Origin of the sequence: Agrobacterium tumefaciens (genome assembly GCF_009649785.1) — a bacterium.
Classification (GTDB): domain Bacteria; phylum Pseudomonadota; class Alphaproteobacteria; order Rhizobiales; family Rhizobiaceae; genus Agrobacterium; species Agrobacterium tumefaciens.
The window spans coordinates 236,025-250,312 of sequence record NZ_WJOK01000002.1 but is presented as its reverse complement, the minus strand read 5'-3'; the positions used below and the strand labels follow the sequence as shown (position 1 = coordinate 250,312).

Genomic DNA, 14,288 nt, shown 5'->3' with positions numbered 1-14,288 from the left:
AAATCTGGTAGATTTAGCCATGAGCATCGATTTCTCTTTTCTCCTCGATCCCGCCTTGCGGGCCGGCTCCGTCGACATCAGCTTCGGCGGGCTTCTTACGGCTCTCGTTTTCGGCCTTTCCGCTTTCTGGATGGTCACGAAAAGTCGTGGGAAAAAAGCGGAAGCCGATGGTGAAATTTCCGATCTGTTGAAAACCCAGTCGGAACTGCACGGCCGGATCGCCGCGATGGCCGAGACGCTCGGCACGCGCCAGAGCGAGATGGGCCAGACGATCAACCAGCGCCTCGACGGCATGTCGCAGCGGCTGGGCGAGACGCTGACCGAGCAGACCCGATCGACGCACGAGAATCTAAGCCGCCTGCAGGAGCGGCTTGCGGTTATCGATGCCGCCCAGGGTAATATTCAGGATCTGGCAAAGGACGTGGTCGGGCTTCAGGCGATCCTCTCCAACAAGCAGACGCGCGGCGCTTTCGGGCAGGCGCGCATGGAAGCGCTGATCGCCGATGCGCTCCCCGCCGGGGCCTTTCAGCTTCAGCCCACGCTTTCGAATGGCTACCGACCGGACTGCATCATCAGGATGCCGAACAACGCCCCGTCCCTCGTCATCGATGCCAAGTTTCCGCTGGAGGCGTGGAATGCGCTGAAGGCGGATGAAACGCCCGAGGGCAAACGGGCTGCGACCCAGCAGTTCCGCCGCGATATGGAAGTGCATATTCGCGACGTGGCGGAGAAATATCTGATACGCGGAGAAACGCAGGATACGGCCTTCATCTTCGTGCCGTCGGAATCGATCTTCGCCGATATTCACCAGCATTTCGAATATCTCGTGCAGCGTGCCCATCGCGCTCGTGTCGTTATTGTCTCGCCATCGCTTTTGATGCTGTCGGTGCAGGTTATCCAGTCGGTGCTGAAGGACCAGCGCATGCGCGAGCAGGCGCACCTCATTCAGGGTGAAGTCGCGCTTCTCATGGATGACGTGCGGCGGCTGGACGACCGGACGCGCAAGCTGCAAGCCCATTTCGGGCTGGCGCAGAAAGATGTCGACATGATGCTGATCTCCTCCGACAAGGTGCTGGCGCGTGGCCAGAAGATCGAGGGACTCGATTTTTCGCCGACGGAAAAGGAGACCTCCCATAGCGAAATCGAGCAGGCGCGACGCTTTGCAGAGAACAGGGCAGGAACGGCCAAGTTGCGGGTGGTTGACGACGAGTGATCCCCTCGGGCAAAGTCGCCGCCTTGCTTTGAATTTCATACGGACATGCCCTGATGATTACTGTTTTCGGCTCCATCAACATGGATCTCGTCGCCACCGCCAAACGCCTGCCCAAACCCGGTGAAACCGTGACGGGAGAGACCTTTTCCACGGCGGCCGGCGGAAAGGGAGCCAATCAGGCGCTTGCCGCACGGCGCGCAGGTGCAACGGTCAAAATGGCGGGCGCTAGGGGTGATGACACCTTTGCCGCGCCAGCGCTGACATTGCTGCGCGATGCCGGCACCGATCTGTCGCTCGTCAAGACCGCGCCCGGCCCCACGGGAACCGCCGTAATCCTGATCGGTGAAGGCGGGGAGAACATGATCTCGGTCATTCCCGCCGCCAATGGCGAAGTTTCCGCATCCGACGCCGCAAGAGCCGTGGCGGAGATGGCAGCGGGCGATATTCTGATGCTTCAGTTCGAGGTGCCCGCACCCTCAATCGAAGCAGCACTGACGGCCGCGAAGGCTAAACGTATCACCACTATCATCAATACCGCGCCGCTGACCGCGGACGGGCCGCGCCTTGCCAGCCTTGCCGATATCGTCATCGCCAATGAAACCGAGTTCGAACTGCTGATCGGCAAAAACGGACTTTCAGCCTCCGAACGGGAAAATGAACTCAAATCCCTGCATGAGCAGACCAGCCAGACATTGATCGTGACGCTTGGTGCTGATGGCGTGATCGCCATTCGCAACGGCAAGGTCTTCAAGGCGTCCGGTCTCAAGATCGAGCCGGTCGATACTGTCGGCGCTGGCGATACATTCTGCGGTTATCTCGCCGCCAGCCTCGATCAGGGTATGGATTTCGAAAAGGCGCTGAAGCGCGCCGCCGTCGCAGGCTCGCTCGCCTGCACCCGCGCCGGCGCCCAGCCTTCCATTCCGGTTGCTGCCGAAGTGGACGCGAATATCTGACGGTTCGAGCTGTTAAATGCGAATGAAAGTGAGATAGGCCGAGCTGCGGCCTTCTCTTTTCGCCTTGTTCTCATAACGCGTGCCCGGCCAGTTGGTATAGGGGGTGTGCCAGTCCTCGGCACTTGCCGCCGTCCACTCGAAACCGCCGTGGCGGGCGCAATGCTGTAGCGTCCAGTTGACGTAGGTATCGATATCGGAAGCAAAGCAGAACTTGCCACCGGGTTTCAGGACGCGATGGAAACGGGCAAGATTGACGTCGGAAACGAAACGGCGCTTCCAGTGCTTCTTCTTCGGCCAGGGATCGGGATAGAGAAGATCGATGTGATCGATCGACCCATCCGGCAGCCAATCCAGCAATTGCGTCGCGTCATCATCGTAAAGGCGGATATTCATCAACTCGCCTTCACGCACGCTTGCCAGCAGCTTGGCCATGGAATTGACGAAGGGCTCGACGCCGATAAAGCCGGTCTCAGGATTTTCAACCGCGCGGTGGGCAAGGTGCTCGCCGCCGCCGAAACCGATTTCCAGACGCACCGATTTCACATCCGCCGGAAAGAGAGCGACGAGATTTTTCGGAGGCGCGCTTTCCAGATCGATTTTCAGCAAAGGCAGCAGGTTTTCGATCGTATCGATCTGCTGATTGCGCAGGGGCTTGCCCTTGCGTCTGCCAAAAAACGCTTCCGTTGCGCGCGAACGCCGCTCTTCCGTCATGTCATACTCTCAAGAACAAATAGACTAAACCCGCACAGGGCCACTTGAATGGCACTATGCGGGTTACAAATGGTGCAACCGGTATCTCTCAATCCCCGTCGAATGACAAGGCTTAGAACAAGTCCCCGCATTTTCCGGACGTAAAATCGCTACGCAATTTTACTGGAAATGCTTCAAGCGCTCAAAGCTTCCTTGAGCGGCTTCACCAGATCGAGCTTCTCCCAGGAGAAGGAACCGTCACGGCCCGCCTTGCGACCGAAATGGCCGTAGGAAGATGTTTTGGCATAGATCGGCTTGTTGAGATCGAGATGACGGCGAATGCCCGACGGCGACAGATCCATGACCTTGCGGATGGCGCCTTCGACCTGATCTTCGCTGACCTTGCCGGTACCGTGCAGATCGACATAAATCGACAGAGGCTGGGCGATGCCGATCGCGTAGGAAATCTGAATGGTGCAGCGCTCGGCCAGACCGGCAGCCACCACGTTCTTGGCCAGATAGCGGGCAGCATAGGCCGCGGAACGGTCGACCTTGGTCGTGTCCTTGCCGGAGAATGCACCGCCGCCATGGGGGGCAGCACCGCCATAGGTGTCCACGATGATTTTGCGGCCGGTCAGACCCGCATCGCCATCGGGACCACCGATGACGAATTTGCCCGTCGGGTTGATATACCACTGGCAATCATCGGCGATCTTCAGGTCACCCAGCGCTTCGCGGATATAAGGTTCGACAACTTCGCGAACCTTCTTCGAATCCCAGCTGGCATCGAGATGCTGCGTGGACAAAACGATGGATACGGCTTCCGAAGCCTTGCCGTCGACGTAACGAACCGTCACCTGGCTCTTGGCGTCGGGACCGAGTTTCGCAGCTTCGCCTTCGCCGCTTTTACGGGCGGTCGCGAGCAGCTGCAGAATACGGTGGGAATAATAGATCGGAGCCGGCATCAGGTCCGGCGTTTCCTTGCAGGCGTAACCGAACATGATGCCCTGGTCGCCAGCACCCTCGTCGCCCTGCTTGTCGGAGGCGTTGTCCACGCCCTGCGCGATATCCGCCGACTGCGGATGCAGGAGAACGTCGATCTTCGCCGTCTTCCAGTGGAAACCATCCTGCTCATAGCCAATGTCGCGGATCGCCTTGCGGGCAGCCGACTTGAACTTCGAGGGATTGATGACCGGGTGGCCGGCAGCATCCTTGAGAACCTTGCCGTCCTTGTCCTTTTTCAGCAGGGTATCGGGAACCCGAACCTCACCGGCGATAATGACACGGTTCGTCGTCGCAAGCGTTTCGCATGCGATGCGCACGGTCCAGGGGTCGACACCCGTCTTGGATGCCTCACGATAGATGAGATCCACGATTTCATCGGAAATACGATCACAAACCTTGTCCGGATGACCTTCGGCCACGGACTCGCTGGTGAACAGGTAATTGGCACGCATGCGGGATTCCCCTCAAAGAACGGTCTTCGAGTTTGTTAGTCATTTCAGCCATGAAAGACAAGGACACAACCACATAAATATATCTTTATGTGAGAATTCCTTTCTAATTGGGCACAAAAAAACGGCCCTTGCGGACCGTTGAGTGTCCAGCGCCGTACGCTGGAAAATAAAGCAGTCGCCTGCGAGTGCTACTCAGCATCCCCTTCGGCGGCGAGCGACTTCACGAGATCAACGAGGCGGCGGCGAACCTTCGGGTCGGCGATCTTCACGAAAGCGCGGTTCAGTTGCAAGCCTTCGGCAGACGACAGGAAATCCACCACGTAATTGGAACTCGATGCTTCTGCCATGCCCGTCGTGCCGACGGCCTGATCACCCGGCGCGTCCTCGAAGAAGAAGGAAACCGGCACATTCAGAATCGCGGAGATATTCTGCAGGCGGCTGGCGCCCACGCGGTTCGTGCCCTTTTCATACTTCTGAATTTGCTGAAAGGTAATTCCGAGGCTTTCACCCAGCTTTTCCTGGCTCATGCCCAGCATGGTTCTGCGAAGACGAATTCGGCTTCCGACATGAATGTCGATGGGGTTAGGCTTTTTCTTATTTTCGGTCATCATGCGGTCCTGACACTCGGAAAGGGTTGATATCTCGTTTCATTGCTTATTCGAAGAAATGAGCTGGTATTTCGACAGCGTCTAAACTTGTTTTACGACTGACGTATTCACTATGCAATTGTAGGGGTTCCCGGTCAATTCTGGCGCCGGGCAAAACGCCAGGCAGAAAATACCGAAACGGTCAGCATGATAGAAAAAATCAACCAGAAATACGTCCGATGTATGTCGTAAGTAACAGCGTCATTTGACCCACCACTCAAGGTGGCGTCAACAATTCCGACCCGGCCGTAATCCAACCTGGCAATAATACGACCATAGGGATCTATAACGGCGGAAATTCCGGTATTAGCGCCGCGAATCACCGGCACTCCCGTTTCAACGGCCCGTACTCTTGCCTGCAGAAAATGCTGATAAGGGCCGGGTGTATCGCCGAACCAGCCATCATTCGTGACGTTCAGGATCGCTGCGGCGCCCGCCAGACCAGGGGTCATCTCTTCGGGAAAAATGATCTCGTAGCAGATCAGGGGATAGAGGGTTTTACCGGAAGGAAGCGTCAAATGCGTGCGCGAAGACGCGGCTGAAAAGCCGCCCGGCAGGCTGATGACATTATTGATGCCGAATCCCCGTAGAATATCTTCGAAAGGGACATATTCTCCAAAGGGTGTCAGATGGACCTTGTCGGTCGCGCCGATGATCTCGCCCTGACTGTCAATCGCATAGACCGAATTGTAGTAACGCGGAGGCCGGCCGGCACCGGCATCTTCCATTCTGACCGCACCGGTAAACAGGACCTGCCCGTCTTCAAGCGTCTTGGCGATTTCCGCCAGAGCGTCCGGATTTTGCGTCAGGATGAAAGGCACGGAGGTCTCCGGCCAAACAATGATATCTGGGCGTTTTTTTCCTTCGCCAGGCGGCAGGCCCGTCAAGCGCAGATGCTCGCTGAAAATCTCGGCCCTGTCTGCATTCAGCATCTTGCGGGACTGGTCGATCGACGGCTGCACGATCCTCACGGTCAGCGCGTCCGCAGGTGTCTCCAACGGTGTCTGAAGGCGGTAAAAGCCATAACCAAAATGGCCAGCCAGCAGCAGGCCCGCCGCAATGAGACCCGGCCACATGCCTTTTTTCGTGCCGATCAAGGCAGGCGAGGCGAAGATGAAGACGGCAAGCGTGGTGACACCAAAAAGACCAAGCAGATGCGCCGACTGCATCATGATCGGCACAGGCATGATGCCATAACCGATGGCGTTCCAGGGAAAGCCAGTTGCTATGAAGCTGCGGAGCCATTCCAAAAGGCCGAATGCGGCCGCAAGTGCGGCGATACGGCCGAGACCGTCCGACCAGACGATATTGGCGGCTGCGACCGCAAAACCGTAAAACACGGCGAGAACAGCCGGAAGGCCGAGGATGGCGAGCGGTAGCGCCCAGGCGAACTCGTCAGCTTCCAGCAGGAGCGCATTGCCCAGCCACCACAGGCCCGCCACGAAATAACCAAGGCCGAAACACCAACCGATGCCGAAAGCGGGCATGATGCGGCTGAAGATGCCGCCGCCCGGCTTGCCGGTGCAGCCATCGACCAACCAGACAAGCAGGGTGAAAGACAAAAAAAGCGCTGCGAAAAAGCCAACCGGAGGCAAGGCAAGCGCTCCAACCGCGCCTGCGGCAATCGCCATCACTGCGCGGCTTTTGCCGCCGGCCAGCATTACCCTGCCTGCAAGACGCTCCATGCCATCTCCGTTTAATGCCCACCCGGAAAAGCCCAACCCGGCATGGCCGCGCAAAGGAATTTCCCTTTAGACTCGACGTAAAGGAAAAAAGATTCGCAGTCCACAGAAGGGATGGTCGCCGGAGCACCGTGCGTCCTTTTGGACTCTTGATGACGCGTTCAAGGAGCGGAGGCGACGGGGAGCATCCCGTCGCCCACCTCAGTCAGCGTTTTGCTGGTGGGTGATGAGGCGAACATCCGGCGCGGGCAGCGGAATAACCTCATCGGCATCGGCATCGCCCGGCGCGCGGTCATCCTGCCCTTCCGAGCCATGATCGCGGACGATACGGACACCCTTTATACGCCTTGTATCCGCATCGAGGATCTGGAACTCGAAACCAGGTACGGCCCTGACCACTTCACCCTTGGCCGGAATGCGGCCGAGTGCGAAGAATATCAGGCCGCCGAGCGTATCGATTTCTTCAAGATGCTCGCGGACATCGAATTCCGGTCCGATTGCCTCGGCAAGCTCTGTAAGCTCTGCGCGGGCATCCGCCACCAGCACGTCGGCGGACAAACGCGAAAACATCGTCTCGTCCTTGTCGTGCTCGTCATCAATGTCACCCACGACCATCTCGACGATGTCCTCATGGCTGACGAGACCGTCCGTGCCACCATATTCGTCGATCACCAGGGCAAGCTGTGTTCTCTGTGCCTGCATGGTCTTCAAAAGATCGGAGGCCAGCATGGAGGGGGGTGCAAAAAGAATTTTACGCACCAGCCCGGCATCGGCGACCGTCTGTTCCAGATCCACCCGAGCCAGGTCAAAATTCGGTCGCGGCGAGCGCGGAGCCTTCGCCTCGCCATAGGCAACGCCACGCGATCCCACCCGGCGTTTGTTGCGCGCCTGCTTGGCGACATAGGCCAGCAGATCGCGAATGTGGATCATGCCCTTCGGATTATCCAGCGTCTCATCGTAGACCGGCATGCGGGAGCGCCCGGTTTCCTCAAAGAGGATCAGAGCTTCGCCGATGGTCATATTCTGGTCGAGACCGTCGATATCCACGCGTGGGATCATGATATCTTCGACCCGAACCTCCCGGAAACGCAGGATATTGTTCAGCATCGCCCGCTCTTCGGGCGAAAAGGCGGCACCGATTTCGGTGTCGTCCATCAGCGCGTCGGTCAAATCCTCGCGCAGGCGCTCGCCCTGTGACGGTTTCAGCAACCGTCCAATGCGTGACCAGATCGTCGATCTCGGCTTTGCATTGGAGTCGTTCCGTAAATGACTACTGCCCTCCTCCGAGGAGGACTGCTCGCCGTTTTCTCTGCCCTCATTGGCAGGTCGTGCAGAATGTTCGTTCATGGCTCCAGACAATATTCAAAGCGGTTCCTGTCCCGCGTAAGGATCAGATAGGCCAAGCACCGCCAAAATGCGAGTCTCAAGCGACTCCATTTCTTCCGCCTCCTCCTCATCCATGTGGTCATAACCGAACAGGTGCAGGAACCCATGAACAAGAAGATGGGTCAGATGATCCTCGAAACTCTTCTCAAGTTCAAGAGCCTCGCGTTCAACCGTCTCGCGCGCGATGACGATATCGCCCAGCATCGGGCCGGGCATGCCGCCCGGCTCCAGCGGAAAAGCGGGGAAAGACAAGACATTGGTTGCCTTGTCCTTGTCGCGCCATTCGGCATTGATTTCCCGGATATTTTCATCGTCGGTAAAGACCAGCGACAGTTCCACCGGCATTTTCGGGAAGGGTTGTTTCTCTTCCCGCTTCAAAAAATCAACCGCCGCATCCAGCGCCTTGGTGGCGAAGGCAAGAAGGTCCTCTTCCGAGGACCAGCCTTCGGCCTCGACGCTGATTTGGATATCCAGAGCTGTCATTGTCTTGCGTCAGTTGCCCTTCACGAGGCTTTCATCCGGCACCGCCGTGTGGGATTCGTACGCCCGCACGATGCGCGCCACCATCGGATGGCGCACGACGTCCACATCCTTGAAGCGCACGACGGATACACCTTCCACATCGGTGAGGATTTGCAGGGCCTCGACAAGGCCCGACTTCACGCCGCGCGGAAGGTCCACCTGGCTTGGGTCGCCGGTCACGATCATGCGGCCTTTCTCACCGAGACGGGTGAGGAACATTTTCATCTGCATGGTCGTGGTGTTCTGGGCTTCGTCCAGAATGACGGCGGCGTTGGCAAGCGTGCGTCCGCGCATGAAAGCCAGCGGCGCAATTTCGATGACGCCCGCCTGAATGGCGCGCTCCACCTTGTCACCCGGCATCATGTCGTAAAGCGCGTCGTAAAGCGGGCGCAGATAAGGATCGACCTTCTCCTTCATGTCGCCCGGCAGGAAGCCAAGGCGTTCGCCCGCTTCTACTGCGGGACGCGAGAGGATGATGCGGTCGACCGCACCACGCTCCAGAAGTTGCGCTGCATGCGCCACGGCAAGATAGGTCTTGCCCGTGCCGGCGGGGCCGACGCCGAAAACCAGTTCGGATTGCTCCAGCGCCCGCATGTAGACATCCTGGGTGGGCGTTCGGGCAGCGACGGTCTTCTTGCGCGTGGAAATCTGCGCCATGGAGATCTTCGCCTTGCGCTCCATCGTCGGCAAGGTCAGCTGGTCATCTGCCGCCATCGCCATTCGGATCGCACCTTCCACGTCGGAAACCTCGGCGGTTCCGCCCTTGAGCAGACGCTCGTAAAGGAAATCCAGCGCCCGGCGAGCCTGATTGGTGGCAACGACATCGCCGGTGATGGCAACGGAATTGCCGCGCGGGCGCGCATCGATGTTGAGGCGTTGTTCCAGCAATTTGAGGTTCTGATCGAACTGACCGAATAGCTCTCCCGCTATCCTGTTATTCTCGAACGTGAGGACGAAGTGATTGGCGTCGGTCGCGGCTTGGCGTGGCTGGCGCGATGAAGGTGATACCAATTCATGTGCGTTCAAGCGGTCAGGCTCCTGTCCCAATCAGTGTCGGCTCCTCACTCTAACTCTCTGCCACCTCGGCAAACAAGCTGTTTGGACCCGTTGCGGTGATTCGTACATTAACAATGTCACCGATTTTCAAAGTCTTTGCATCAAGATTCACAGATTGCAGCCAGGGAGAGCGACCTATCAACTGTTCAGGCATGCGGCCGGGCTTTTCCAGCAACACATCCATCGTCTTTCCGACCAGCGATTCCGCAAATTCCTTCTGCTGCCGCAAGAGCAGCGCCTGCAATCGTTCCAGCCGCTCGGCCTTCACCTCTTCCGCAACCTGATCCGTCAGATCGGCGCCCGGCGTTCCGGGGCGTGTGGAATATTTGAATGAAAAGGCCTGCGCATATTTCACCTGTTCGATGATCGCCATCGTGTCTTCGAAATCACGATCCGTCTCGCCGGGGAAGCCAACAATAAAATCCCCGGACATGGCGATATCAGGGCGGGCGGCCCGGATTTTTTCAATGAGCTGGATATATTCCTCACCTGTGTGGCGACGATTCATCGCCTTCAGAATGCGATCCGACCCGGACTGAACAGGCAGATGCAGATAGGGCATCAGAATGCGCAGGTCGCGATGGGCGCCAATCAAGCGGTCATCCATGTCGCGCGGATGGCTGGTGGTATAGCGAAGGCGTGCGAGACCGGGAATTTCCGCCAGCCGGTAAAGAAGCTCGGCAAGTCCCCATTTTTCGCCTTTCGAGCCTTCGCCCTGCCAGGCATTGACGTTCTGGCCGAGCAGCGTGATTTCGCGCACACCGGCATCCACCAGTTTCATCGCCTCATCGACGATCTGGCGCACGGGACGCGAAACTTCCGAACCACGCGTATAGGGCACAACACAGAAGGTGCAGAACTTGTCGCAGCCTTCCTGCACCGTCAAAAATGCCGTGACGCCGCGCGTACGCAGTGTTGCCTTTTCGGCCACCGGCAGATGTTCGAACTTGTCCTCAACGGCATATTCGGTCTCGATGACGCGCTCGCCGCCGCGCACCCGCTTCAGGGCGTCCGGCAGGCGATGATAGGTCTGTGGGCCGATGACGACATCGACGGCTGGCGCACGGCGAAGGATTTCCTCGCCTTCTGCCTGTGCCACACATCCGGCAACGCCGATCACGAATTCGCGGCCCTGTTCTTCGCGCGATTTTTTCATGTCGCGCAGGCGGCCGAGCGCCGAATAGACCTTTTCAGCGGCCTTTTCGCGGATGTGACAGGTGTTCAGAAGCACCAGATCCGCCTCGCCCATATCCTCCGTCTGAACGTAACCGTCCTTCGCCAGCGCATCGCTCATGCGGACGGAATCGTAGACGTTCATCTGACAGCCATAGGTCTTGATGAAGACCTTCCTGCTGTTAGAGCCCTCGCGGGCAATCATTTCGGGGGCATCGAGGCCAAGCGTTTCCTGGGTCATGGCGGTTATCTAGTGTTTTTCACGCCCGGATTAAACAGAAAAATACCGGAAAAGCTGGAATGCTCTATTTCCGCCAGCCACCACGCAGGCTGAAAGCCAACATGGAACGGATAGAAGCGGCGATATCGGTCGCCAGACGCTTGCGGTTATCTGTGCTGTGAAACGGAACGCTGTCGCCGAATGTAACGTCGACGTCGATGGCACCTGCCCTGATGATACCGAGCAGATGCGGCACCAGAGTTATGCTGCCCGGCCAGGCCGCAATGACCCGGTGGTAACGTCCCATGGCCATGCCCTGCACCCGCGTATAGGCGATTGCGACCGGCTGCACATAGACGAGCTTGCCCGGAACCTGCTCGGCAGCCGTGGAGGCTGCGCCAAACAGCGAGGATTTGACGGCAAGCATGCGGTTGCCGTCAGAGGTAGTGCCTTCCGGGAACAACACGACGATCTCGCCATCGGCCATGCGGGCGGCGATCTCGCCGACCTGCGCACCGGTGCTGCGCTTCTGCTCGCGCTGGACGAAGATGCTTTTCTGCAGACGGGCGAGCCAGCCGAAGACGGGCCAGTCACGCACTTCCGTCTTGGCGATGAACACCACGTCGGCAATACTGCCGAGAACGAGAATGTCCTTCCACGAGGCGTGATTGACCGCCAGCATCAGCGGTTTTGCCCGCTCCACATCCCCATGGACATGCACGCGAATGCCGAGGACATGGCAGGCGATGCGGTGCCAGATGCGTGGAATGCGGCGACGAAGCCGCCAGTCGAAGGCAAGGCCCAACAGTTGCAGCGGCAGCAATATAAGCGTGACGATCAGGAGAACGACCGCAATATAGGCTGTCCGAAGCCACATCATGATTGAACCGTGCGCTTGCTCACCAGCGTCTCAATGTTCGCCGGGCTTCAACGGTACACCGTAGAGTTCGAGCCGGTGATCAACGAGCTTGAAGCCATGTTCCCTGGCGATCTTTTCCTGAAGCGCCTCGATCTCGGGTGAATGAAACTCGATGACCACACTATTCTTCAGATCGATCAGATGATCGTGATGTTCCTCAGGCACGGTCTCGTAACGCGAGCGGCCATCGCGAAAATCATGACGCTCGATGATGCCGGCGTCCTCGAACAGCTTCACCGTTCTGTAAACGGTGGAAATCGAGATGCGCGGATCCACGGCGGAGGAACGGCGGTAAAGCTCCTCGACATCCGGATGGTCTGCCGATTCCTGCAGCACGCGGGCGATGACACGGCGCTGGTCCGTCATCCGCATGCCGCGTTCGGCACAAAGTTCCTCCAGCGTTTTCGAAAGGTCTATCACGTCTTCTGGCCTTTTGAGTATTCCGGTTGAATTTCGGGGCTGTCGCCGAAAAATGCCTGTCGCAGGGAACTAGCGAAGATCGCGGCGCATGACAAGCGCCGTCGACTTCGCGCCATCCTTGGCTGTGTAATAGGCCTTGCGCTCAGCGACCGTTTTGAAGCCGAGCTTTTTATAAAGTCCCAGGGCGGAGGCATTGTTGCTGTCCACTTCCAGGAACATCGTTTCAGCACCGCGCATCATCGCCTCACGGACGGCCGATTGCATCAGGCGCCAGCCGAGGCCGGTGCGCGCGAACTTGTCGGCTACCGCAACGGTCAGGATTTCCGCCTCGCCGGCCACTTCGCGCGCAAGCACGAAACCACCGAGCGGTTTACTGAAAAATGCGTTCGTCTGCCGCGCGACGGCACCGAAAACCGAGCCTTGCGTCAACAGCCCGGAAAACTCCCCGTCATTCCAGGGGCGCGGAAAGCGCAGCGCATGCAATTCCGCCACTCCGGCGCAATCCTCATGCTGCATCGGCACGATCTCGAAATAGGGCTTCCAGCTTAGATATTCGTCAAACATAACAAGGAATCATCCGCACGCATTTACGGGTGCCACCTATCAGGCAACGCTCTGGCGTGCCAGCGCAAAACCCGTCTGCGGCCGGGCATCCGGGCCGCGAAGGTAAAGCGGTGCGGGTTTCGGCATGCCTTTCGGCTTGCGTCCACCCGCCCGCGCGACAGTGGAAATCGGAAAGTGATCGGGCCCTGACCCCGCGTCGAAACCCTGAAAAAGGGGTGCGGCGGAACCGATAATGGCGCCATCGAAACCGGAGAGAGCCGTTTTGGCATCCTCCAGAGACAAAAGCGCGGCCTCGAGGAGCGGCGATCCATCCTCTGCAAATGTCTGGAGGTAGGCTTCGCCCCGTTTGGCGTCGAGCCCGACAGCCACTGGCCGGCCGGGATTTTCCAGCAGATGATGCAAGGCGATCGTCTCAAGCGTGGTTACGCCGACTGCCTCTATGCCGAGCGACAGGGCAAAACCACGCGCGGCGGCAACGCCGACGCGAATGCCGGTAAAGGAACCCGGTCCGATCGTTACCGCGATGCGCCCGACTTTCTGAAGCGGCAGGCGTGCCTGCTGCAGAGCGCCATCAATCACAGCCATCAGCCGCTCGGCATGACCTTTTCCGATGGTTTCGCACACCTCGCCAAGCACCGTGTCGGAGGCGCTGTCGTAGACGCAGGCGGAACAGTCCACACCTGAGGTATCGAGTGCGAGAACAATCATGGCGCGGCCTGGCTTACAACGTCATACAGCTTCGACTTCGCGCACTTCCGGCACGAAATGACGAAGCAGGTTCTGGACGCCGTGCTTCAGCGTGGCGGTGGAGGACGGGCAACCGGAGCAGGCGCCCTTCATGTTCAGGAACACTGTGCCGTCGCGGAAACCACGGAAAGTGATATCGCCACCATCCTGCGCCACGGCGGGGCGGACGCGGGTATCAAGCAGTTCCTTGATGGTGGCGACGATGGTTTCGTCACCCGCTTCAAAGAACTCGCCTTCCTCATCCGACACTTCAGCCGCAATGGCAGTGCCCATGATGGGGCGGCCAGACATGAAATGCTCCATGATCGAACCAAGAATGGCGGGCTTCAGATGCTGCCATTCGGCGTCATCCTTGGTGACGGTGATGAAATCGAAGCCGAAATAAACGCCGGTGACACCCGGAATGGTGAAGAGGCGCTCTGCCAGCGGCGAGGCCTGCGCCTGCGCGGGGTTGAGAAACTCAGCCGTGCCGCTTTCCAGCACCACCTTGCCCGGCAGGAACTTGAGGGTCGCGGGGTTCGGCGTGGCTTCCGTCTGAATGAACATTATCTGTCTCCTTCGAGGTCGCCGTTCACGCCCCGCAATTTAGAATTCTTCCAAAAAATACGCCTGGCGAAGCCTTACTTCAAGCCCTGACAT

At 58.5% G+C, this 14,288-nt stretch carries 15 protein-coding genes; 2 read left to right on the top strand and 13 right to left on the bottom strand.

Going from position 1 to position 14,288, the window contains the following annotated elements; genetic code table 11:
• Positions 1-19 precede the first annotated feature (19 nt).
• Together GH784_RS03140 and GH784_RS03135 are read left to right on the top strand one after the other, a co-directional pair.
• A complete protein-coding gene (locus GH784_RS03140; protein ID WP_065703748.1) occupies positions 20-1,213 on the top strand; it encodes a DNA recombination protein RmuC in 1,194 nt (397 codons plus the stop codon).
• Positions 1,214-1,266: 53 nt separating this feature from the next.
• Positions 1,267-2,166 carry a ribokinase gene (locus GH784_RS03135; RefSeq protein WP_153793199.1) on the top strand — a complete coding sequence of 300 codons (900 nt, stop codon included), beginning with the start codon at positions 1,267-1,269 and terminating at the stop codon, positions 2,164-2,166.
• Positions 2,167-2,178: 12 nt separating this feature from the next.
• On the opposite strand, the gene trmB is transcribed toward GH784_RS03135, so the two are convergent.
• The 13 genes from trmB to GH784_RS03070 form a co-directional block, all read right to left on the bottom strand.
• Positions 2,179-2,877 carry a tRNA (guanosine(46)-N7)-methyltransferase TrmB gene (gene trmB / locus GH784_RS03130; protein ID WP_065703742.1) on the bottom strand — a complete coding sequence of 233 codons (699 nt, stop codon included), beginning with the start codon at positions 2,875-2,877 and terminating at the stop codon, positions 2,179-2,181.
• Positions 2,878-3,050: 173 nt separating this feature from the next.
• Entirely contained in the window at positions 3,051-4,313 is a 1,263-nt protein-coding gene (gene metK, locus GH784_RS03125) for a methionine adenosyltransferase (RefSeq protein WP_003514808.1), read from the bottom strand.
• 188 nt (positions 4,314-4,501) lie between these two features.
• A complete protein-coding gene (locus GH784_RS03120) occupies positions 4,502-4,921 on the bottom strand; it encodes a helix-turn-helix domain-containing protein (protein ID WP_003514807.1) in 420 nt (139 codons plus the stop codon).
• A gap of 134 nt (positions 4,922-5,055) precedes the next feature.
• On the bottom strand, positions 5,056-6,645 hold the full coding sequence (gene lnt, locus GH784_RS03115; protein WP_065703740.1) for an apolipoprotein N-acyltransferase: 1,590 nt from the start codon (positions 6,643-6,645) through the stop codon (positions 5,056-5,058).
• Between the two features lie 198 nt (positions 6,646-6,843).
• Complete coding sequence (locus GH784_RS03110; protein WP_003514803.1) at positions 6,844-7,989, bottom strand: hemolysin family protein; 1,146 nt, start codon at positions 7,987-7,989, stop codon at positions 6,844-6,846.
• A 15-nt stretch (positions 7,990-8,004) separates the two neighbouring features.
• Entirely contained in the window at positions 8,005-8,511 is a 507-nt protein-coding gene (gene ybeY, locus GH784_RS03105) for an rRNA maturation RNase YbeY (protein ID WP_019564421.1), read from the bottom strand.
• Positions 8,512-8,520: 9 nt separating this feature from the next.
• Positions 8,521-9,576: a PhoH family protein gene (locus tag GH784_RS03100; RefSeq protein WP_003514799.1), complete on the bottom strand. Its 1,056-nt coding sequence runs from the start codon at positions 9,574-9,576 to the stop codon at positions 8,521-8,523.
• A 40-nt stretch (positions 9,577-9,616) separates the two neighbouring features.
• Positions 9,617-11,020: a tRNA (N6-isopentenyl adenosine(37)-C2)-methylthiotransferase MiaB gene (miaB, locus tag GH784_RS03095; RefSeq protein WP_003514798.1), complete on the bottom strand. Its 1,404-nt coding sequence runs from the start codon at positions 11,018-11,020 to the stop codon at positions 9,617-9,619.
• Positions 11,021-11,084: 64 nt separating this feature from the next.
• A complete protein-coding gene (olsA, locus tag GH784_RS03090) occupies positions 11,085-11,879 on the bottom strand; it encodes a lyso-ornithine lipid O-acyltransferase (protein WP_019564424.1) in 795 nt (264 codons plus the stop codon).
• A gap of 30 nt (positions 11,880-11,909) precedes the next feature.
• Complete coding sequence (locus tag GH784_RS03085) at positions 11,910-12,338, bottom strand: Fur family transcriptional regulator (RefSeq protein WP_003514787.1); 429 nt, start codon at positions 12,336-12,338, stop codon at positions 11,910-11,912.
• 69 nt (positions 12,339-12,407) lie between these two features.
• A complete protein-coding gene (locus tag GH784_RS03080; RefSeq protein WP_003514785.1) occupies positions 12,408-12,902 on the bottom strand; it encodes a GNAT family N-acetyltransferase in 495 nt (164 codons plus the stop codon).
• Positions 12,903-12,941: 39 nt separating this feature from the next.
• Positions 12,942-13,610 (bottom strand): tRNA (adenosine(37)-N6)-threonylcarbamoyltransferase complex dimerization subunit type 1 TsaB, encoded by a 669-nt coding sequence (gene tsaB / locus GH784_RS03075; protein ID WP_065703738.1) that lies wholly within the window; start codon positions 13,608-13,610, stop codon positions 12,942-12,944.
• 21 nt (positions 13,611-13,631) lie between these two features.
• Complete coding sequence (locus GH784_RS03070) at positions 13,632-14,195, bottom strand: NifU family protein (protein ID WP_003514783.1); 564 nt, start codon at positions 14,193-14,195, stop codon at positions 13,632-13,634.
• Positions 14,196-14,288 lie beyond the last annotated feature (93 nt).